The 20,627-nt window shown below is 56.2% G+C and carries 13 protein-coding genes and 2 rRNA genes; 6 read left to right on the top strand and 9 right to left on the bottom strand.

The features are described 5' to 3' along the window. Positions 1-307: 307 nt before the first annotated feature. From lysC to N2K86_RS01325, 3 genes are all read left to right on the top strand, one after another. Positions 308-1,657, top strand: coding sequence for a lysine-sensitive aspartokinase 3 (gene lysC / locus N2K86_RS01335; RefSeq protein WP_260660201.1), 1,350 nt, complete (start codon positions 308-310; stop codon positions 1,655-1,657). 93 nt (positions 1,658-1,750) lie between these two features. Then, the gene (gene panS / locus N2K86_RS01330) at positions 1,751-2,695 is read left to right on the top strand and encodes a ketopantoate/pantoate/pantothenate transporter PanS (protein ID WP_260660200.1); all 945 of its coding nucleotides are present in this window, start codon (positions 1,751-1,753) and stop codon (positions 2,693-2,695) included. Positions 2,696-2,745: 50 nt separating this feature from the next. Beyond that, complete coding sequence (locus tag N2K86_RS01325; protein ID WP_014830263.1) at positions 2,746-3,018, top strand: DUF3811 domain-containing protein; 273 nt, start codon at positions 2,746-2,748, stop codon at positions 3,016-3,018. Here N2K86_RS01325 and rluF read toward each other — a convergent pair whose 3' ends face one another. Continuing rightward, entirely contained in the window at positions 3,019-3,891 is an 873-nt protein-coding gene (gene rluF, locus N2K86_RS01320) for a 23S rRNA pseudouridine(2604) synthase RluF (protein ID WP_260660199.1), read from the bottom strand. Positions 3,892-4,088: 197 nt separating this feature from the next. Between rluF and N2K86_RS01315 the strand changes: the two genes are divergently transcribed. Next, on the top strand, positions 4,089-4,391 hold the full coding sequence (locus tag N2K86_RS01315) for a type II toxin-antitoxin system RelE/ParE family toxin (RefSeq protein WP_260660198.1): 303 nt from the start codon (positions 4,089-4,091) through the stop codon (positions 4,389-4,391). A 6-nt stretch (positions 4,392-4,397) separates the two neighbouring features. Further along, on the top strand, positions 4,398-4,685 hold the full coding sequence (locus N2K86_RS01310) for an addiction module antidote protein (protein ID WP_041912091.1): 288 nt from the start codon (positions 4,398-4,400) through the stop codon (positions 4,683-4,685). Here N2K86_RS01310 and N2K86_RS01305 read toward each other — a convergent pair. Both N2K86_RS01305 and metH read right to left on the bottom strand, forming a co-directional pair. Continuing rightward, positions 4,682-6,313, bottom strand: coding sequence for a Na/Pi cotransporter family protein (locus N2K86_RS01305; RefSeq protein ID WP_260660197.1), 1,632 nt, complete (start codon positions 6,311-6,313; stop codon positions 4,682-4,684). The two genes, N2K86_RS01310 and N2K86_RS01305, sit on opposite strands and share 4 nt — an antisense overlap. 217 nt (positions 6,314-6,530) lie before the next feature. After that, entirely contained in the window at positions 6,531-10,214 is a 3,684-nt protein-coding gene (gene metH / locus N2K86_RS01300) for a methionine synthase (protein ID WP_260660196.1), read from the bottom strand. Positions 10,215-10,407: 193 nt separating this feature from the next. On the opposite strand from metH, the gene iclR reads away from it, so the two are divergent. Further along, complete coding sequence (gene iclR, locus N2K86_RS01295; protein ID WP_260660195.1) at positions 10,408-11,235, top strand: glyoxylate bypass operon transcriptional repressor IclR; 828 nt, start codon at positions 10,408-10,410, stop codon at positions 11,233-11,235. Positions 11,236-11,295: 60 nt separating this feature from the next. On the opposite strand, the gene aceK is transcribed toward iclR, so the two are convergent. The 6 genes from aceK to N2K86_RS01265 all read right to left on the bottom strand — a co-directional run bounded on the left by aceK (position 11,296) and on the right by N2K86_RS01265 (position 20,567). Then, the gene (gene aceK / locus N2K86_RS01290; RefSeq protein ID WP_260660194.1) at positions 11,296-13,047 is read right to left on the bottom strand and encodes a bifunctional isocitrate dehydrogenase kinase/phosphatase; all 1,752 of its coding nucleotides are present in this window, start codon (positions 13,045-13,047) and stop codon (positions 11,296-11,298) included. A 118-nt stretch (positions 13,048-13,165) separates the two neighbouring features. Further along, a complete protein-coding gene (gene aceA, locus N2K86_RS01285; RefSeq protein ID WP_023309986.1) occupies positions 13,166-14,470 on the bottom strand; it encodes an isocitrate lyase in 1,305 nt (434 codons plus the stop codon). Between the two features lie 31 nt (positions 14,471-14,501). Further along, positions 14,502-16,103, bottom strand: coding sequence for a malate synthase A (gene aceB, locus N2K86_RS01280; RefSeq protein WP_260660193.1), 1,602 nt, complete (start codon positions 16,101-16,103; stop codon positions 14,502-14,504). Positions 16,104-16,373: 270 nt separating this feature from the next. Then, a complete protein-coding gene (metA, locus tag N2K86_RS01275; RefSeq protein ID WP_260660192.1) occupies positions 16,374-17,303 on the bottom strand; it encodes a homoserine O-acetyltransferase MetA in 930 nt (309 codons plus the stop codon). A gap of 173 nt (positions 17,304-17,476) precedes the next feature. After that, positions 17,477-17,592 (bottom strand): 5S ribosomal RNA (gene rrf / locus N2K86_RS01270). Between the two features lie 69 nt (positions 17,593-17,661). Further along, positions 17,662-20,567 (bottom strand): 23S ribosomal RNA (locus N2K86_RS01265). Positions 20,568-20,627 lie beyond the last annotated feature (60 nt).

The following is a 20,627-nucleotide window of genomic DNA, read 5'->3' as shown; positions in this document are numbered from 1 at the left end:
ATGGTTTTTATGCCATTGCCCTGGCCTGCATCAAACGCAGGTGAAAAGACCCGAAAAGTATAGCTGCTGGCGGAGCCTCCCGGGGCGGCGAAATGTCGCCCAAAACAGGCTAAAAGGGAGCATAAAATATGGCCCTGTTATAAGTCCTGTTACTGAGGGGTACCCCCCCATAAAAAATCCGCATAATCCCAGCATTGACAGGACCTCCCCCACATTTTATTTATAGGGCCGTATTTTGCGCCTGCACCTGTTTTCGTTTCTTTCTTGTGCCATGGTCGCTCTATTCATTCCCTGACACGAGGTTGTTATGACGAGTTTTGTGGTCGCCAAGTTTGGCGGCACCAGTGTGGCCGATTACGATGCCATGAACCGCAGCGCCGATGTGGTGCTGGCCGATCCGAATACCCGCCTGGTGGTGCTTTCTGCATCCGCTGGCGTGACGAACCTGCTGGTTTCTCTGTCTGAAGGACTTGAAGCGACAGAACGTTTCGTGAAGCTGGATGCACTGCGCAAAATTCAGTTCGACATCCTGGAACGTCTGCAAAATCCGAACGTGATCCGCGAGGAAGTGGAACGTCTGCTGGAAAATATTACCACCCTGGCAGAAGCGGCTTCTCTGGCGACCTCCACCGCCCTGACCGACGAACTGGTCAGTCACGGTGAACTGATGTCCACCCTGCTGTTTGTTGAAATCATGCGCGAACGTAACGTTCAGGCGCAGTGGTTTGACGTGCGTAAAATCATGCGTACCAGCGACCGCTTTGGCCGCGCCGAACCGGATGTTGAAGCGCTGGCTGAACTGACCAACCAGCAACTGGCCCCGCGCCTGGCGGAAGGCATAGTGATCACCCAGGGCTTTATTGGTAGCGAAGCGAAAGGACGCACGACGACGCTGGGTCGCGGCGGCAGTGACTACACCGCCGCGCTGCTGGGTGAAGCCCTGCATGCAACACGCGTGGATATCTGGACTGACGTTCCGGGCATTTATACTACCGACCCGCGCGTCGTCTCTGCGGCAAAACGTATTGATGTGATCGCCTTTGAAGAAGCGGCTGAAATGGCGACTTTCGGCGCTAAAGTGCTGCACCCGGCAACGCTGCTGCCTGCGGTGCGCAGCGATATTCCTGTCTTCGTGGGCTCCAGTAAAGATCCAAAAGCGGGCGGCACGCTGGTCTGCAAGAAAACCGAGAACCCGCCACTCTTCCGCGCGCTGGCCCTGCGCCGTAAGCAGACGCTGGTGACGTTACACAGCCATAATATGCTGCACTCTCGCGGCTTCCTGGCGGAAGTGTTTGGCATTCTGGCGCGCCATAATATCTCCGTGGACCTGATCACCACCTCTGAAGTGAGCATCGCGCTGACGCTGGACACCACCGGCTCAACCTCTACTGGCGACACCCTGTTGACGCAATCACTGCTGATTGAACTGTCTGAACTGTGTCGCGTGGAAGTGGAAGAAAACCTGGCGCTGGTGGCTATCATTGGCAACAAACTGTCGCGCGCCTGCGGCGTGGGCAAAGAGGTGTTTGGCGTCCTCGACCCGTTCAACATTCGCATGATCTGCTACGGCGCGTCCAGCTACAACCTCTGCTTCCTGGTGCCTGCCGATCAGGCTGAGCCGGTCGTGCAGAAACTTCATCAGAATTTGTTTGAATAAAATTCGTTAGCACGTTAAACAATATCGATAAGCCGGGCACAGACCCGGCTTTTTCATAACTAAACAACACGACAATACTGCAAGGAATTCACTATGTTATCCTCTATCACCCGGCTGTTCCCGTTATGGGCGCTGCTGCTCTCTGTACTCGCGTATTACACCCCCACCACCTTCACCGGCATCGGCCCGTGGGTCACCACGCTGCTGATGCTGATCATGCTCGGCATGGGCGTGCATCTGAAAATCGACGACTTCAAACGCGTGCTGTCTCGTCCGGCGCCGGTCGCCGCCGGGATTTTCCTGCACTACCTGGTGATGCCGCTCGCGGCGTGGCTGCTGGCGATGGCCTTTAATATGCCGCCCGATCTCTCCGCCGGGATGGTGCTGGTGGGCAGCGTCGCCAGCGGTACGGCATCTAACGTGATGATCTATCTCGCGAAAGGCGACGTGGCGCTCTCCGTCACGATCTCGTCCGTTTCGACGCTGGTTGGCGTCGTTGCTACACCGCTATTAACCCGTCTGTACGTTGATGCGCATATTCAGGTGGACGTGATGGGCATGCTGCTCAGCATTCTGCAAATCGTGGTGATCCCGATTGCGCTGGGGCTGGTCATTCACCATCTTTTCCCGCGCGTGGTGAAAGCGGTTGAGCCGTACCTGCCTGCATTTTCAATGGTTTGCATACTGGCGATCATCAGCGCCGTAGTCGCCGGTTCCGCGTCGCACATTGCCTCTGTCGGTTTTGTGGTGATCGTTGCGGTAGTGCTGCATAACACCATTGGTCTGCTGGGGGGCTACTGGGGCGGGAAGCTGTTTGGCTTTGACGAATCGACCTGCCGCACGCTGGCGATCGAGGTAGGGATGCAGAACTCCGGCCTGGCGGCGGCGCTCGGTAAGATTTACTTCTCACCGCTGGCGGCCCTGCCGGGCGCGCTGTTCTCCGTCTGGCATAACCTCTCCGGCTCGCTGCTGGCGGGCTACTGGTCAGGCAAGCCGATTGATGAATCCGCGAAAAAAGATGTGGTGGAACAACGTTAATTGACGTCACATGCTTTACACTGGAGCCTCCCCATCAGGAGGTTCCAGCAATGGCGACACCACGACTGACCCAGAAAGACATGACGGAAGCCGAGCAGCGTGAACTGAAAACGCTTCTCGACCGCGCCCGCATCGCACATGGCCGCACGCTGACGAACGCCGAAACCAATCAGGTTAAGAAAGAGTACATCGATAAACTGATGGCGCAGCGTGACGCCGAGGCGAAAAAAGCCCGCAAACTGAAAAAGCAGCAGGCTTATAAGCCGGATACCGAAACGACCTTTTCCTGGTCGGCCAATACCTCTACCCGTGGACGGCGCTAATTAGCGCCCTTTCTTTTTGCGGCCAGGCTGGGCAAAGCGTTTTCCGTTGGCCGGTTTGCCTCGACCTTTCTCTTCCGCCTGTGGTGCCTTCACCACCGGACGCTTAATGGCCTGCGTTTTCGGTTTCGCTTTAGCTTTCGGCTTCGCTTCGGAGGAGGAGTTCTCGATAAGCTTGAACAGCTCGATCAGCTCGTCTCCGGTTAAATCACGCCACTCACCGAGCGGAATGCCCGACAGGCTGACGTTCATGATGCGCGTGCGTTCCAGCTTCGTCACCTCGTAGCCGAAGTGCTCGCACATGCGGCGGATCTGACGGTTTAAGCCCTGCACCAGCGTAATGCGGAACGCGAACGGCGCTTCTTTCTTGACCTTACACTTTTTCGTGACGGTACCGAGGATCGGCACGCCAGCGCCCATGCCCCGAATAAAGTCGTCCGTCACCGGCTTGTTCACCGTGACAATGTACTCTTTCTCGTGGTCGTTACCGGCACGCAGAATTTTGTTGACCAGGTCGCCGTGGTTGGTAAGGAAAATCAGCCCCTGAGAGTCTTTATCCAGACGGCCAATCGGGAATATACGGCTGCTGTGGTTCACGAAATCAACGATGTTGTCCCGTTCACCGTCTTCCGTGGTGCTGACAATCCCAACCGGTTTGTTCAACGCGATAAACACCAGGTCTTCAGCATCACGCGGTTCGATGACCTGACCATTCACTTTAACCACATCGCCAGGCACCACCTGGTCGCCGATGGTGGCGCGCTTGCCGTTAAGAAACACGTTACCTTGTTCAATGTAACGGTCAGCCTCGCGACGTGAGCAGATCCCGCTCTCGCTAATGTACTTGTTTAATCGGGTTGATTGAGTTGGCAGCATAGTTTCTCCTGTGAAGGGCGAAATATACCTTAGGTTTGGGCCGAAAAAAAAGATTAGCCGACGGTAACTGAGACGGGTTTTTTAGTTTGCGAGATGCTTTCAGGATTTAGCATCCTTTCATTTACCCATGTGTTCAAGCCTTTTAGTTTTACTCTCCATGTAGAAGTGTTTGTAGTTTATAAATCACAGGGAGTAATATGAAGGAGATTGTTCAGACAGAATCCTTCCGACGCTGGGAGCAAAACTTAAAAGATCGACGAGCGAAGACCATTATCGCGTCCCGCCTCTTTCGGTTGGCAAATGGCTTAGCGGGCGACGTTAAACCCGTGGGAGAAGGTATAAGTGAGCTAAGGATCCACTTTGGTCCGGGCTACAGAATCTATTTTAAAGACCAAAGCAATTGCATCATTGTGCTGTTATGTGGCGGTGACAAAAGCAGCCAGGACAGAGACATACTGATGGCAAAAATGCTGGGCAATGTATCCCAATGGCAGGAGTGAATGAGCATGCATAAATTAACACCTTACGATCCCGCCAACGCGTTGGTGGATGACGAGGAAATCGCCGTGTTTATCGCTGATGCACTAGAAACAGGCGACTCGACGTATATCGCTAAAGCCCTTGGTGTTGTTGCGCGAGCCAAAGGAATGTCGACCATTTCACAGCAAACCGGCTTATCACGTGAGCAGCTTTATCGTTCATTTAGTGATAAAGGAAACCCAACGCTCAAAACCACGCTCGCGGTCATGAAAGCATTGGGTTTTGGGTTAACACTCAAACACGCCGGGGATTAATACTCATCCCGCTCATCATCTTCGTCCGGCTGCTCCATTACGCTGTAGGCCACCGCGCAGAACAACGAGTTTAGGCGTTTCATATCCCCCAGCAGCCCCAGGTGCAGGGAGCTGGTTTCGATACTCTGCACGTTTTGCTGGTGCAGGCGCTCAACGTGAGCGTGCGAGTAGCGGCGGTTGAGAATGCGGAAACGGTGCTTGTTGCGGCGCAGGCGGCGCGCGCTCGGTACGTCGCTGGAGAAGAAGACCGACATCGCCAGCTTGAGGTTGCTGACCAGCTGTTCGTGCAGCGCTTCCAGCTCTTTCAGCCCTTCTCCCGAGAACGCACGACGCGCGGCCAGGGATTTGTCGGCGATCTCGCTGCCCATACGTTCAACGATATCCGACGCCTGCTCAAGGTTGAGCGACATCTCGATGATTTCCGCCCAGCGGCGCGACTCCTCTTCCGCCAGCTCGTCCTGCGGGAGGCGCGCCAGATAGAGCTTAATGGCGGTGTACAGCACGTTGATGTCGTCTGCCAGCCTGCGCAGCTCTTTCTCTTCGCGCGGCTCGCCGTGCATCACCTTCTGCAGCCCTTCGAGCATGGTTTCCATCGCATCGCCCATGCGCAGCGTTTCACGGGCGGCATTGGCGATAGCCAACGCGGGCGTATCCAACACCGAGGTGTCCAGATGCTTCGGCTTGAGGCGCGCATCCAGCTCCGGTTCATCGCGGATGAGGCGCTCGCAGAAGCGGGCCATCGGCGCAGCGAACGGCACCATCGCCAGACAGCGCACCAGGTTGTAGAACACGTGGAAATAGATCACCAGCTCCGCCTTCGGTAGCGGAAGGTTGTCCATCAGGTTCGCCAGCGGATGAACGAACGGCAGAATAATCAGGCTGCCCACCAGCTTAAACAGCAGGCTGCCCAGCGCCACGCGGCGGGCGGCGGCATTGGCGGCGCTGTTATTGAGCATCGCCAGCAGGCCGGAGCCGAGGTTGGCACCGATCACCAGACACAGCGCCACCGGGAAGGAGATCGCGCCCGCAGCGGTGAGCGTTGCCGTCAGCAGGACCGCTGCCAGGCTGGAGTAGCTGACGATAGCAAACACCGCACCGATCAGCGCATCCAGCATGATATCCCCGGTCAGCGAGGCGAAGATGACCTGCACGCCGTTGGCTTCGGTGATAGGGGTAACCGCCTGAACAATCAGCTCCAGCGCCAGCAGGATGAGGCCAAGGCCAATGCCTACGCGGCCAAGCTGTCCGGCACGCGTCTGCTTACGGCTGAGAAAGAAGATCACGCCGATGAAAATCAGCAGCGGCGACAGCCAGGAGAGGTCGAAGGTCAGAACACGCGCCATCAGCGCGGTACCGACGTCGGCTCCCAGGACGATAACCAGAGCCGGGGCGAGCGCGACCAGATCCTGCGCCACAAACGAGGTGACGAGCATGGTGGTGGCGTTGCTGCTTTGCACCAGCGCCGTGACGCCAATACCCGCGCAGAAGGCGAGCGGCTTCTTCTCAACGCTGCTGCTGAGAACGGTACGTAAACGTGCGCCAAACACGCGCATTACGCCGGTACGGACAATATGGGTGCCCCATACCAGCAGTGCCACTGCGGAGAGCAGGTGTAACAACGTCAGCACGGAAGGTTTTCCTCCTTATCGTTATGTGTTTTCCTGAGGTTTACTGCGCGGTGTCTTGCCGGATGGCGGCTACGCCTTATCCGGCCTGCGCGTAGGCCCGGTTAGCGCAGCGCCACCGGGCAATATGGCCAGAACCTTATTTCAGTATAAGGGTTTAAGCGTAAGAAAGAGACAAGGCACCCTTGAGGTGCCCTGTTTGTTGTAAGGAAAAGTGATTTTAGTCGGCGTCGTAGCCGAGATTAGGGGCCAGCCAGCGCTCCACTTCAGACACGCTCATCCCTTTACGCAGGGCGTAATCTTCGATTTGATCCCGCTGCAGCTGCGCCACGGCGAAGTACTTGCTGTCCGGATGGCTGAAGTACCAGCCAGAAACGGACGCGCCAGGCCACATGGCGAACGACTCGGTGAGTTTCATCCCCGTATGGGCTTCAACATCGAGAAGTTTCCAGATGGTGCCTTTTTCGGTGTGCTCCGGGCACGCCGGATAGCCCGGCGCCGGGCGAATGCCCTGGTAGTTTTCGCGGATCAGATCCTCATTGCTGAGGTTTTCGTTCGCAGCGTAGCCCCAGTGTACCTTGCGCACGCGCTCGTGCAGGTACTCAGCGAAAGCTTCAGCCAGACGGTCGGCAATCGCCTTCACCATGATTTTGTTGTAATCATCGTGCTGCGCGTCGAACGCGTCCGCCAGCACATCTTCTTCCAGACCGCCGGTTACCGCAAAAGCGCCGATATAGTCGGCTTTACCACTTAGCTTAGGCGCGACGAAATCGGCCAGGCAGTAGTTAGCAAAGCCCACTTTCTCCGTTTGCTGGCGCAGATGGCGGCTGACCGCCAGCACGTGAGTGCGGGTTTCATCGCGGTAGATTTCGATGTCGTCACCCACGCGGTTTGCCGGGAACAGGCCCACCACGCCGCGTGGATTAAGGGTTTTCTCTGCGCTCAGCGTGTCGAGCATGTCGTTGGCATCGTTAAACAGACGCTTCGCCTCCTCGCCTACTACCTCATCCTCCAGGATGCGCGGATATTTGCCCGCCAGCGACCAGGTCATAAAGAACGGCGTCCAGTCGATGTAGTTACGCAGCGTCTCGATGCTGGCGGTTACGTCCTGCACGCCCAGACGGTGTGCGACCGGCGGCGTATAGCTGGACCAGTCAAACGCCAGATCGTTGTCACGCGCCGCCTGAAGTGAAACAGGCGGGGTTCGCGGCTTCTTACGGCCGTGCTGGATGCGGACGGTTTCGTACTCTTTGCGGGTGCGCGCCACAAAATCGTCGCGCTGGGTGTCGGAGAGCAGCGCGGAGACCACGCCCACGGTGCGCGAGGCGTTCTGCACGTAGACCGTCGGGCCGCTGTAGTTCTGCTCGATTTTCACCGCCGTGTGCGCTTTCGAGGTGGTCGCCCCGCCAATCAATAACGGAATGGTGAAGCCCTGTCGCTCCATCTCTTTTGCCACGTTGACCATTTCGTCCAGCGACGGGGTGATCAGCCCGGAGAGGCCAATCAGATCGGCGTTCACTTCGCGCGCGGTCTTGAGGATTTTGTCAGCCGGGACCATCACGCCGAGGTCGATAATTTCGTAGTTATTACACTGCAGCACTACGCCGACGATATTCTTGCCAATGTCGTGCACGTCGCCCTTAACGGTGGCAATGACCATCTTGCCGTTGCTGGAGCCTTTCTCTTTGCTGGCTTCGATGTAGGGCTCGAGATACGCCACCGCCTGCTTCATCACGCGGGCGGATTTCACCACCTGCGGCAGGAACATTTTGCCCTCGCCGAACAGATCGCCGACCACGTTCATGCCGTCCATCAGCGGGCCTTCGATCACTTCGATTGGACGGGCGGCCTGCTGACGTGCTTCTTCAGTGTCGAGTTCAATAAATTCGGTAATGCCTTTGACCAGTGAATATTCCAGACGCTTTTTCACGTCCCAGGAACGCCACTCGGCCTGCTGAACGTTTGCCGCCTCATCCGATTTGCTGCCGCGGTATTTCTCCGCCAGGTCCAGCATGCGCTCTGTGGCGTCGTCGCGGCGGTTGAGGATCACGTCCTCGACGGCATCACGCAGCTCGGCAGGAAGGTCGTCGTAAATCGCCAGCTGTCCGGCGTTGACGATCCCCATATCCATTCCGTTGCGGATGGCGTAGTAGAGGAACACGGCGTGGATCGCTTCACGCACCGGGTCGTTGCCGCGAAATGAGAACGACACGTTCGACACGCCGCCGGAAATTAGCGCATGCGGCAGCTCGCGCTTGATGTCTTCACATGCGCCGATAAAGTCCTGGGCATAGTTGTTGTGCTCTTCAATCCCGGTCGCGACGGCGAAAATGTTCGGGTCAAAGATAATGTCTTCCGGCGGGAAGCCCACCTCTTCGGTCAAAATCTTATACGCGCGGCGGCAGATCTCAATTTTGCGCTCGCGGGTATCGGCCTGACCCACTTCGTCGAAGGCCATCACCACCACGGCGGCGCCGTAGCGACGCACCAGCTTCGCGTGATGGATAAAGATATCGACACCCTCTTTCATCGAGATAGAGTTGACGATGCCTTTACCCTGGATGCACTTCAGCCCTTTTTCGATGACGTCCCATTTGGAGGAGTCGATCATGATCGGCACGCGTGCGATGTCCGGCTCGCCGGCAATCAGGTTGAGGAATCGCACCATCGCCGCTTCGGCATCGAGCATCCCCTCATCCATGTTGATATCGATAATCTGCGCGCCGCTTTCCACCTGCTGACGCGCCACGTCCAGCGCTTCGCTGTACTTCTCTTCTTTGATCAGGCGCTTGAACTTCGCGGAACCGGTGACGTTTGTACGCTCACCCACGTTCACAAACAGGCTATCGTCGCCGATGGTCAACGGCTCAAGGCCGGAAAGGCGACAGGCAACCGGAAGCTCGGGCAGCTTGCGCGGCGGCAGCCCGGCGACGGCGTTGCTCATGGCCGCGATGTGCTCCGGCGTGGTGCCGCAGCAGCCGCCGACGATGTTCAGGAAGCCAGACTCGGCCCACTCGCGGATTTGCGCCGCCATGGTATTGGCATCGAGATCGTATTCACCGAACGCATTCGGCAGACCGGCGTTCGGGTGGGCGGTGACGTAGCATTCCGCGATGCGCGACAGCTCCTGCACGTACTGGCGCAGTTCATCCGGCCCCAGCGCGCAGTTCAGGCCAAAGGAGAGCGCTTCGGCGTGGCGCAGGGAGTTGTAAAACGCTTCGGTTGTCTGGCCGGAAAGAGTGCGCCCCGAGGCGTCGGTGATGGTGCCGGAAATCATGATCGGCAGGTCAACGCCCAGCGCCTCGAATTCCTCTTTCACCGCGTAAATCGCGGCTTTGGCGTTGAGGGTGTCGAACACGGTTTCAATCAGGATCAGGTCGGAACCGCCTTCCACCAGCGCTTTGGTCGATTCACGGTAGGCGGCAACCAGCTGGTCAAAGGTGATATTACGAAACGCCGGGTCGTTGACGTCCGGTGAAATCGACGCGGTGCGGTTCGTCGGGCCAAGCACCCCGGCAACGTAGCGCGGCTTGTCCGGCGTGCGGGCCGTCCATTCGTCGGCGCAGGCGCGCGCAAGCTTCGCGGCTTCAAAGTTGATTTCTGCCGACAGGGATTCCATCTGGTAATCCGCCATGGCGATGGTTGTCGAGTTAAAGGTGTTGGTTTCAACGATATCCGCACCCGCTTCGAAGTAGGCGTTGTGGATATCCTTAATAACGGACGGCTTGCTGAGCACCAGCAGGTCGTTGTTGCCTTTCAGGTCGCAGGGCCAGTCGGCAAAGCGCTCGCCGCGGAAATCGTCTTCACTGAGACGATAGCCCTGGATCATGGTGCCCATGCCGCCGTCCAGCACCAGAATTCGTTCATTTAACTGCGCACGCAGTTGCTCTACTTTGCTGCTCACACTTGCTCCCGACAACGCTCAACAAGGCCAAAAGGCTGGGTTCCATACTGGCACAATCTCGCAGGGTGGAAAAGTCACACAGCGGTAACATGAGACATGTTCACCATCACTCCTCCGATCAGTCATGAAAGCGGTTGCAAAATCACCAAATAAAACGAAAATGATTTCCACGATACAGAAAAAGGAGATCGTCATGGTCGCGACCGTTCCCGCCAAACGCGGCAGAAAGCCTGCTGCCACCACCGCCGCACAACCCGGCGGACAGGTTCAATCGCTCACGCGCGGTCTGAAGCTGCTGGAGTGGATAGCCGAGTCGCACGGCAGCGTGGCCCTGACGGAGCTGGCCCAGCAGGCTGGCCTGCCGAACTCCACCACGCACCGCCTGCTGACCACCATGCAGCAGCTGGGCTTCGTACGCCAGGTAGGTGAACTGGGGCACTGGGCAGTGGGGGCGCATGCGTTTATTGTCGGCAGCAGCTTCCTGCAGAGCCGTAACCTGCTGGCGATTGTGCACCCGATTCTGCGCAAGCTGATGGAGGAGTCCGGCGAGACGGTCAACCTGGCGGTGCTGGACCAGAGCGACCACCAGGCGATTATTATCGACCAGGTGCAGTGCACGCAGCTGATGCGCATGTCCGCGCCGATTGGCGGCAAGCTGCCGATGCACGCGTCCGGAGCGGGAAAGGCATTTCTCTCGCAGCTGAGCGAGGAGCAGGTGACGGGGCTACTGCACCGTAAAGGGCTGCACGCCTATACTCACGCCACGCTGGTGTCGCCCGTGCATCTGAAAGAAGATCTGGCCCTGACCCGCAAGCGCGGCTATTCGTTTGATGATGAAGAGCATGCCCTGGGCCTGCGCTGCCTCGCGGCCTGTATATTTGACGAGCACCGCGAGCCGTTTGCCGCCATCTCCATCTCCGGCCCCATTTCACGTATGACCGACGACCGCGTGACAGAACTGGGTGCGCTGGTGATTAAGGCGGCGAAAGAGGTGACGCTGGCGTATGGTGGGATTCGTTAACCGTAGGCCCGGTAAGCGCAGCGCCACCGGGCGATTGGGCTGCTCTGCGGCCTGATGCCCTCACCCCGGCTCTCTCCCACAGGGAGAGGGAGAAAATCTGATGCAAAACCGCTGCTTACGGCGGTATGCATACACATCTTCCACGTGCCCGTTTTTGATCCGCGTTTGCAGCCCGCGCCAGTAGCTGGCGCGAAACAGATCGGCATGCATCTCTTCGAATAGCGGCCCGATGCGCGGGTCGGCACACAGCCAGTGTCGAAACTCTTCGGGAAACACATCGCCCGGCGAGACGCTGTACCACGGCTCGCTGGAAAGCTCATCTTCCGGGTAGCGGGGCTGTGGGATATCGCGGAAATTCACTTCGGTCATGTAGCAAATTTCGTCGTAATCGTAGAACACCACCCGCCCGTGACGAGTAACGCCGAAGTTTTTAAACAGCATGTCGCCGGGAAAAATATTGGCGGCGGCAAGCTGGCGAATCGCGTTGCCGTACTCTTCAATCGCATCCCGCAGCGTCTGACCGTCGGACTGCTCCAGCCAGATATTCAGCGGCACCATGCGGCGCTCAATGTAGAGATGGCTAATCACGATTTTGTCACCAAGATCGGTGATTTTCGCCGGCGCTTCCTGCATTAACAGCGCCATGAGCGCCGGGTCGATCTGCTGTTTATCCAGCACAAAGTTTTCGAACTCCTGGGTATCCGCCATGCGCCCGACGCGGTCGTGCTCTTTGACCAGCTGATAGCAGGCGCGAACGTGCGCGGCGGTCATCTCTTTCTGCGGCGCGAATCTGTCTTTAATCACCTTAAAGACCCGGTCGAAACCCGGCAGCGTAAAGACCAGCATCACCATACCGCGAATGCCTGGCGCTTCGATAAACTGCTCATCGGCCGCGGTGACATAACGCAGGTACTCCCGGTAGCTTTCCGTTTTGGCGTGCTTCTGGCAGCCAATCGCCATATACAGCTCGGCGGTGGTTTTGCCCGGTAGGATCTCTCGCAGCCACTCCACCAGCGCGGCAGGCAGCGGGGCGTATACCATGAAATAAGAGCGGGCGAAGCCAAATACGATACTGGCCTCTGCGCTGGTGGTCAGGCAGGTATCGACAAACAGTTCCCCGTCGTCGGTACGGTGAATGGGCAGCAGAAACGGCACAATCGCGGTCGGGGTAACCAATTTGCCCACCAGCCAGGCGGCTTTATTGCGGTAGAAAAGCTCGTTAGCCACCTGCAAATGGCTATGGCTGAGCACCTCCGCGCCGAAGGTTTCGTTGAGATGCGCGTGGATGTAACCGATATCCCGGGTTTTATTCTCCCAGGGCAGGCGCAGCGGCAAATCCGTTAGCACGCGATGCAGCAGCTTTTCCCACCCGCGATCGGGAAAGAAATCCTTAGCCAGCGGACGCGGAATGGTACGAAAGCGGCGGTCCGGCTGGGAGCTGAAGATAAATAACCGCTCGGGAGATAACGAGCGGTGGTCAAATAACCGGCAATAGACGGAGTTGAAAAAACTCTCCGCAATCTCGAAGCGCGGGTAGTCGGGTAAAAGATAGGTGTAGTGCTCCTTTACGCGCAGTAAAAATGCCGCGTCCAGGCTTTTACCCTCGGTAATACAGCGCAGCTGCTCCACCACCAGACCCACGTGGTGATCGTAGAGATGGATACGCTGCTTCATGGCCTGCTGAACCGCATGCCAGTCTGCATGTTCGAAGCGCTGCTGGGCGCCAGAGGTCACTTCAAGAAAACGACCATACTGGGCATCGAAGCCCTGCAAAATAGTTTGGGCAATCAGTAATTCCAGGCCACGCGACATATATTCCCCTTACCCCTCACCCTAGCCCTCTCCCCAAAGGGGAGAGGGAACGGTCTGGTGCGGATCTGTTTTCCCCCTCGCCCCTTCGGGGAGAGGGCCGGGGTGAGGGGGAAAAAAATCAGAACTGTGCTTCTTCGGTTGAGCCCGTTAATGCCGTGACGGAGGAGGTCCCGCCCTGAATAATGGTGGTCACGTTATCGAAGTAGCCTGTTCCCACCTCCTGCTGGTGGGACACGAAGGTGTAACCGTCTTTCCCCGCCGCAAATTCAGGCTGCTGGACCTTCTCTACATAGTGCTTCATGCCCTCGCCCTGCGCGTAGGCGTGCGCCAGGTCGAACATGTTGAACCACATGCTGTGGATCCCTGCCAGGGTAATGAACTGATATTTGTAACCCATGTCGGACAGCTGCTGCTGGAAGCTGGCGATGGTTTTGTCATCCAGCTTTTTCTGCCAGTTGAAGGACGGCGAGCAGTTGTAGGCCAGCAGCTTGCCTGGGTATTTCGCGTGAATGGCGTCGGCAAAGCGTTTTGCCAGAGCCAGATCCGGCGTGGAGGTTTCACACCAGACCAGGTCCGCGTAGGGAGCGTACGCCAGGCCGCGGCTGATCGCCTGCTCAATGCCAGCATGGGTACGGTAGAAGCCTTCGCTGGTACGCTCGCCGGTAATGAACTCGCTGTCATACGGGTCGCAGTCAGAGGTGATCAGGTCCGCCGCATCGGCATCGGTACGGGCAATCACCAGCGTAGGGACGCCGAGCACGTCAGCAGCCAGACGCGCGGCAACCAGCTTCTGCACGGCTTCCTGTGTAGGAACCAGCACCTTACCGCCCATGTGTCCGCATTTCTTCACCGACGCCAGCTGGTCTTCGAAGTGAACGGCCGCTGCACCGGCCTCAATCATCGATTTCATCAGCTCGAAGGCGTTCAGCACGCCGCCAAAGCCCGCTTCTGCATCCGCGACGATCGGCAGGAAGTAATCCGTAAAGCGCGGATCGCCAGGTTCAATACCGGCGGCCCACTGGATCTGATCCGCACGGCGGAAGGTGTTGTTGATCCGATCCACCACCGACGGCACGGAGTTAGCCGGATAGAGCGACTGATCCGGGTACATGCTGGAGGCCAGGTTAGCGTCCGCCGCGACCTGCCAGCCGGAGAGGTAAATAGCCTCAATACCGGCCTTCGCCTGCTGCAGTGCCTGACCGCCGGTCAGCGCGCCGAGGCTGTTGATATAGCCCTTTTTAGAGCCACCGTGCAGCAGCTTCCACATTTTCGCCGCACCGTTCTGTGCCAGCGTGCATTCCGGATTGACCGAGCCGCGTAATTTCACCACTTCCTCTGCGCTGTACGGACGGCGGATGCCTTCCCAGCGCGGTTGAGTCCACTCTTTTTTCAACTCTTCGATTTGTTGGGTACGGGTTTTCATGTGCAGATGCTCCATATTGTTATGTGGTGAGTTACGCCAGGAAGCGGTAGCCCGGCAGGGTCAGGAAGTCGATTAAGTCATCTGATGTGGTGATTTGCTCCATCAGGCGCGCAGCGTCGTCAAAACGTCCGCTGCTGAAGCGGTGTTCGCCCAGCTCGTCCTGGATCACCCGCATCTCTTCGGCCAGCATCTGGCGGAACAGAGATTTGGTCACCGGCTTGCCGTTGCTGAGCGTTTTCTGGTGATGGATCCACTGCCAGATGGAGGTGCGAGAGATCTCCGCCGTCGCGGCATCTTCCATCAGGCCGTAGATAGGTACGCAGCCGTTACCGGAGATCCACGCTTCGATGTACTGGACCGCGACGCGGATATTGGCACGCATACCCTCCTCTGTACGCTCACCCGTACACGGTGCCAGCAGCTGTTCTTCTGCGATTGGTGCATCGTCTTCACGCGTGACAAACAGCTGGTTTTTATTGTCACCAAGCACGCGGTTAAAGACCTCCATCGCCGTGTCGGCCAGGCCGGGATGGGCAATCCACGTGCCGTCGTGGCCGTTGCGGGCTTCAAGCTCTTTGTCGGCTTTCACCTTGTTGAGCACCTGATTGTTGCGCTCAGCGTCTTTACTCGGGATAAAGGCCGCCATGCCGCCCATCGCGAAGGCACCGCGCTTGTGGCAGGTTTTAATCAGCAGACGCGAGTAGGCGCTAAGGAAGGGTTTATCCATGGTCACGACCTGGCGATCTGGTAGCACGCGATCGCCGTGATTTTTCAGGGTTTTGATGTAGCTGAAGATGTAGTCCCAGCGTCCGCAGTTCAGGCCGACAATATGGTCGCGCAACGCGTGCAGGATTTCATGCATCTGGAATACCGCAGGCAGCGTTTCAATCAGCAGCGTGGCCTTGATGGTGCCGCGCGGCAGGTCAAAACGGTCTTCCGCATAGCTGAACACTTCGCTCCACCAGGCCGCTTCCTGCCAGGACTGTGTTTTTGGCAGGTAGAAATAGGGACCGCTGCCTTTTGCCAGCAGGTTCTTGTAGTTGTGGAAGAAATAGAGTGCGAAATCAAACAGGCTGCCCGGAATGGCTTCCCCACGCCAGGTGACATGTTTTTCGGGCAGGTGCAGGCCGCGTACGCGACAGATCAGCACCGCCGGGTTCGGTTTGAGCTGGTAAATTTTACCGGCTTCGTTGGTGTAGCTGATGGTGCCGTTCACGGCGTCGCGCAGGTTGATCTGCCCGTCGATTACTTTGTTCCAGTCTGGCGCCAGTGAATCTTCAAAATCGGCCATAAAGACTTTAACGTTCGCGTTCATGGCGTTGATCACCATTTTACGCTCTACCGGACCGGTGATCTCAACGCGACGATCCTGTAAATCTTCAGGGATACCGCGGATTTTCCACTCGCCACGACGAATGGAAGCGGTTTCCGAAATGAATCCAGGCAACTTGCCATCGTCAATTTCCTGCTGCTGATGAATACGTGCCGCCAGCAGCTTATTGCGCTGTGGCGTAAAGCGGGTCACCAGTTCAGTCAGAAATTCTACCGCTTCCGCCGTCAAAACTTGCTGTTCTTGCTCGCCATACGGCTGGGTAAAAGCCAGTTCATCGACCGTCGTTGCCTGTTGAGTCATTACTCTGCTCCTCATCAAAGATCCAAAATCACGCCCCCGATGCGAACGAAAGATCGTTGGGTAGTTTTCGCTCAGCAGAATTAAGACTATCTCTATTTTTTCTAAAATCAAAAACAATTTCCATTTTAATTTTTAATTGCTATTAATTAATTGATTTCATTAAAATTAAAGTTTAATGGAATGGTGAGCGACATTTCGGAAATAAAAAAGGCACCCGAAGGTGCCTGATTTGAATAGCTGAAACGCTTTAGGATCGTTTAGTGCAGAAGATTACTCCAGCGTCGGATTCATGTGACGCAGATCGTATGGTGTTATCTGATAGACGTAATAGTTGAGCCAGTTAGTAAAAAGCAAATTCCCGTGGCTGCGCCAGGTCGCTCTCGGTTTGTTTTGCGGATCGTTTTTCGGAAAATAGTTGTACGGGACATCCGGGTTAAGACCCGCTTCGACATCACGGAAATACTCGGACGCAAGGGTGTGCGGATCGTACTCAGGATGCCCGGTCACAAAGGCGATACGCTTATCTTTACTGGCAAACAGGTAAGCATCTCCATCTTCCGTTTCGGCCAGGATCTCCAGATCGGTGTAATCACGAATCAGCTGGACCGGGAAATCGGCGTAGCGAGAATGCGGGGCCAGAAAAGTGTCATCGAAGCCACGCGTCAGCAACGCGTGTGGATGGAGAATGTGGTGTTCGTATACGCCGGAGAGCTTTTCAGTGCGGGTTTGCTTGGGGATGCCATAAAGAATATTCAGTGCGGCTTGTACCGCCCAACAGACAAACAATGTGGACGTGACGTGATCTTTTGCCCACTCCAGGACCTGTTTTATCTGCGGCCAGTAGGCGACATCGTTAAATTCAACCAGACCGAGCGGCGCGCCGGTCACAATCAGTCCGTCGAAGTTTTCACCCTGAATGTCATCGAAGTTACAGTAGAAGTTGTTCAGATGCTCAGAAGGCGTGTTACGCGACTCACGGGCATCGATTCGCAGCAGCTGAATATCGACCTGCAGCGGGGAGTTCGACAGAAGACGCAGGAACTGATTTTCTGTTTCGATTTTTTTTGGCATCAGATTGAGAATAAGCACCTTCAGCGGGCGAATTTCCTGACCTGTCGCACGCGAAGCCGTCATGACGAAGACGTTTTCTTCACGCAAGAAATTGACGGCTGGTAGCTCGTCCTGCACCCGAATCGGCATAACTTAATATCCTCACAACATACGTATAAACGTTTAGACATCCAGACAGCTAACAATACCCAGAAACGGGCATAATGTCGAGCCTGCAAGCGTAAGGTGAGAAAGTTTCAAGGAAGGGGAAAAACAAAAGCAAAAAACCCCGCACCTTACGGTACGGGGTTCTTCTAATTGATGCCTGGCAGTTCCCTACTCTCACATGGGGAGACCCCACACTACCATCGGCGCTACGGCGTTTCACTTCTGAGTTCGGCATGGGGTCAGGTGGGACCACCGCGCTAAAGCCGCCAGGCAAATTCTGTTAATCTGTATCAGGCTGAAAATCGTGTCTGTCTCTTCGCCAAAACATCTTCGGCGTTGTAAGGTTAAGCCTCACGGTTCATTAGTATCGGTTAGCTCAACGCATCGCTGCGCTTACACACCCGACCTATCAACGTCGTCGTCTTCAACGTTCCTTCAGGAGACTTAAAGTCTCAGGGAGAACTCATCTCGGGGCAAGTTTCGTGCTTAGATGCTTTCAGCACTTATCTTTTCCGCATTTAGCTACCGGGCAGTGCCATTGGCATGACAACCCGAACACCAGTGATGCGTCCACTCCGGTCCTCTCGTACTAGGAGCAGCCCCCCTCAATTCTCCAGCGCCCACGGCAGATAGGGACCGAACTGTCTCACGACGTTCTAAACCCAGCTCGCGTACCACTTTAAATGGCGAACAGCCATACCCTTGGGACCTACTTCAGCCCCAGGATGTGATGAGCCGACATCGAGGTGCCAAACACCGCCGTCGATATGAACTCTTGGGCGGTATCAGCCTGTTATCCCCGGAGTACCTTTTATCCGTTGAGCGATGGCCCTTCCATTCAGAACCACCGGATCACTATGACCTGCTTTCGCACCTGCTCGAGCCGTCACTCTCGCAGTCAAGCTAGCTTATGCCATTGCACTAACCTCCTGATGTCCGACCAGGATTAGCTAACCTTCGTGCTCCTCCGTTACTCTTTGGGAGGAGACCGCCCCAGTCAAACTACCCACCAGACACTGTCCGCAACCCGGATCACGGGTCTACGTTAGAACACCAGCCATTAAAGGGTGGTATTTCAAGGATGGCTCCACGCAGACTGGCGTCCACGCTTCAAAGCCTCCCACCTATCCTACACATCAAGGACCAGTGTTCAGTGTCAAGCTATAGTAAAGGTTCACGGGGTCTTTCCGTCTTGCCGCGGGTACACTGCATCTTCACAGCGAGTTCAATTTCACTGAGTCTCGGGTGGAGACAGCCTGGCCATCATTACGCCATTCGTGCAGGTCGGAACTTACCCGACAAGGAATTTCGCTACCTTAGGACCGTTATAGTTACGGCCGCCGTTTACCGGGGCTTCGATCAAGAGCTTCGCGTTGCCGCTAACCCCATCAATTAACCTTCCGGCACCGGGCAGGCGTCACACCGTATACGTCCACTTTCGTGTTTGCACAGTGCTGTGTTTTTAATAAACAGTTGCAGCCAGCTGGTATCTTCGACTGATTTCAGCTCCACCCGCAGGGGCTTCACCTACATATCAGCGTGCCTTCTCCCGAAGTTACGGCACCATTTTGCCTAGTTCCTTCACCCGAGTTCTCTCAAGCGCCTTGGTATTCTCTACCTGACCACCTGTGTCGGTTTGGGGTACGATTTGATGTTACCTGATGCTTAGAGGCTTTTCCTGGAAGCAGGGCATTTGTTACTTCAGCACCGTAGTGCCTCGTCATCACACCTCAGCGTTAATAAGGTACCGGATTTACCTGGAACCTCCGCCTACATGCTTAAACCGGGACAACCGTCGCCCGGCTAACATAGCCTTCTCCGTCCCCCCTTCGCAGTAACACCAAGTACAGGAATATTAACCTGTTTCCCATCGACTACGCCTTTCGGCCTCGCCTTAGGGGTCGACTCACCCTGCCCCGATTAACGTTGGACAGGAACCCTTGGTCTTCCGGCGTGCGGGCTTTTCACCCGCATTATCGTTACTTATGTCAGCATTCGCACTTCTGATACCTCCAGCAACCCTCACAGGCCACCTTCAACGGCTTACAGAACGCTCCCCTACCCAACAACGCATAAGCGTCGCTGCCGCAGCTTCGGTGCATGGTTTAGCCCCGTTACATCTTCCGCGCAGGCCGACTCGACCAGTGAGCTATTACGCTTTCTTTAAATGATGGCTGCTTCTAAGCCAACATCCTGGCTGTCTGTGCCTTCCCACATCGTTTCCCACTTAACCATGACTTTGGGACCTTAGCTGGCGGTCTGGGTTGTTTCCCTCTTCACGACGGACGTTAGCACCCGCCGTGTGTCTCCCGTGATAACATTCTTCGGTATTCGTAGTTTGCATCGGGTTGGTAAGCCGGGATGGCCCCCTAGCCGAAACAGTGCTCTACCCCCGAAGATGAGTTCACGAGGCGCTACCTAAATAGCTTTCGGGGAGAACCAGCTATCTCCCGGTTTGATTGGCCTTTCACCCCCAGCCACAAGTCATCCGCTAATTTTTCAACATTAGTCGGTTCGGTCCTCCAGTTAGTGTTACCCAACCTTCAACCTGCCCATGGCTAGATCACCGGGTTTCGGGTCTATACCCTGCAACTTAACGCCCAGTTAAGACTCGGTTTCCCTTCGGCTCCCCTATACGGTTAACCTTGCTACAGAATATAAGTCGCTGACCCATTATACAAAAGGTACGCAGTCACACCACGAAGGTGCTCCCACTGCTTGTACGTACACGGTTTCAGGTTCTTTTTCACTCCCCTCGCCGGGGTTCTTTTCGCCTTTCCCTCACGGTACTGGTTCACTATCGGTCAGTCAGGAGTATTTAGCCTTGGAGGATGGTCCCCCCATATTCAGACAGGATACCACGTGTCCCGCCCTACTCTTCGAGTTCACAGCAAGTGTGCTTTCGTGTACGGGACTATCACCCTGTACCGTCGGACTTTCCAGACCGTTCCACTAACACACAAGCTGATTCAGACTCTGGGCTGCTCCCCGTTCGCTCGCCGCTACTGGGGGAATCTCGGTTGATTTCTTTTCCTCGGGGTACTTAGATGTTTCAGTTCCCCCGGTTCGCCTCGTTAACCTATGTATTCAGTTAACGATAGTGTGTCGGAACACACTGGGTTTCCCCATTCGGACATCGCCGGGTCAAAGGTTCATATCACCTCGCCGGCGCTTTTCGCAGATTAGCACGTCCTTCATCGCCTCTGACTGCCAGGGCATCCACCGTGTACGCTTAGTCGCTTAACCTCACAACCCGAAGATGTTTCACTTCTGATTGCGAAAATTTGAGAGACTCGAACACACATT

It is taken from the genome of Enterobacter mori, assembly GCF_025244905.1.
In the GTDB taxonomy this organism is placed as follows: Bacteria; Pseudomonadota; Gammaproteobacteria; order Enterobacterales; family Enterobacteriaceae; genus Enterobacter; species Enterobacter mori_A.
Note: the sequence above shows the minus strand (reverse complement) of the source record. Positions and strands in the feature narration are given on the sequence as shown.

Bases quoted from the DNA above. Each gene is read 5' to 3' on its own strand.
- N2K86_RS01325 (WP_014830263.1), top strand. From the start codon at position 2,746: ATGGCGACACCACGACTGACCCAGAAAGACATGACGGAAGCCGAGCAG.
- lysC (WP_260660201.1), top strand. From the start codon at position 308: ATGACGAGTTTTGTGGTCGCCAAGTTTGGCGGCACCAGTGTGGCCGAT.
- panS (WP_260660200.1), top strand. From the start codon at position 1,751: ATGTTATCCTCTATCACCCGGCTGTTCCCGTTATGGGCGCTGCTGCTC.
- iclR (WP_260660195.1), top strand. From the start codon at position 10,408: ATGGTCGCGACCGTTCCCGCCAAACGCGGCAGAAAGCCTGCTGCCACC.
- aceK (WP_260660194.1), bottom strand. From the start codon at position 13,047: ATGTCGCGTGGCCTGGAATTACTGATTGCCCAAACTATTTTGCAGGGC.
- rluF (WP_260660199.1), bottom strand. From the start codon at position 3,891: ATGCTGCCAACTCAATCAACCCGATTAAACAAGTACATTAGCGAGAGC.
- metA (WP_260660192.1), bottom strand. From the start codon at position 17,303: ATGCCGATTCGGGTGCAGGACGAGCTACCAGCCGTCAATTTCTTGCGT.
- N2K86_RS01315 (WP_260660198.1), top strand. From the start codon at position 4,089: ATGAAGGAGATTGTTCAGACAGAATCCTTCCGACGCTGGGAGCAAAAC.
- N2K86_RS01310 (WP_041912091.1), top strand. From the start codon at position 4,398: ATGCATAAATTAACACCTTACGATCCCGCCAACGCGTTGGTGGATGAC.
- aceB (WP_260660193.1), bottom strand. From the start codon at position 16,103: ATGACTCAACAGGCAACGACGGTCGATGAACTGGCTTTTACCCAGCCG.
- aceA (WP_023309986.1), bottom strand. From the start codon at position 14,470: ATGAAAACCCGTACCCAACAAATCGAAGAGTTGAAAAAAGAGTGGACT.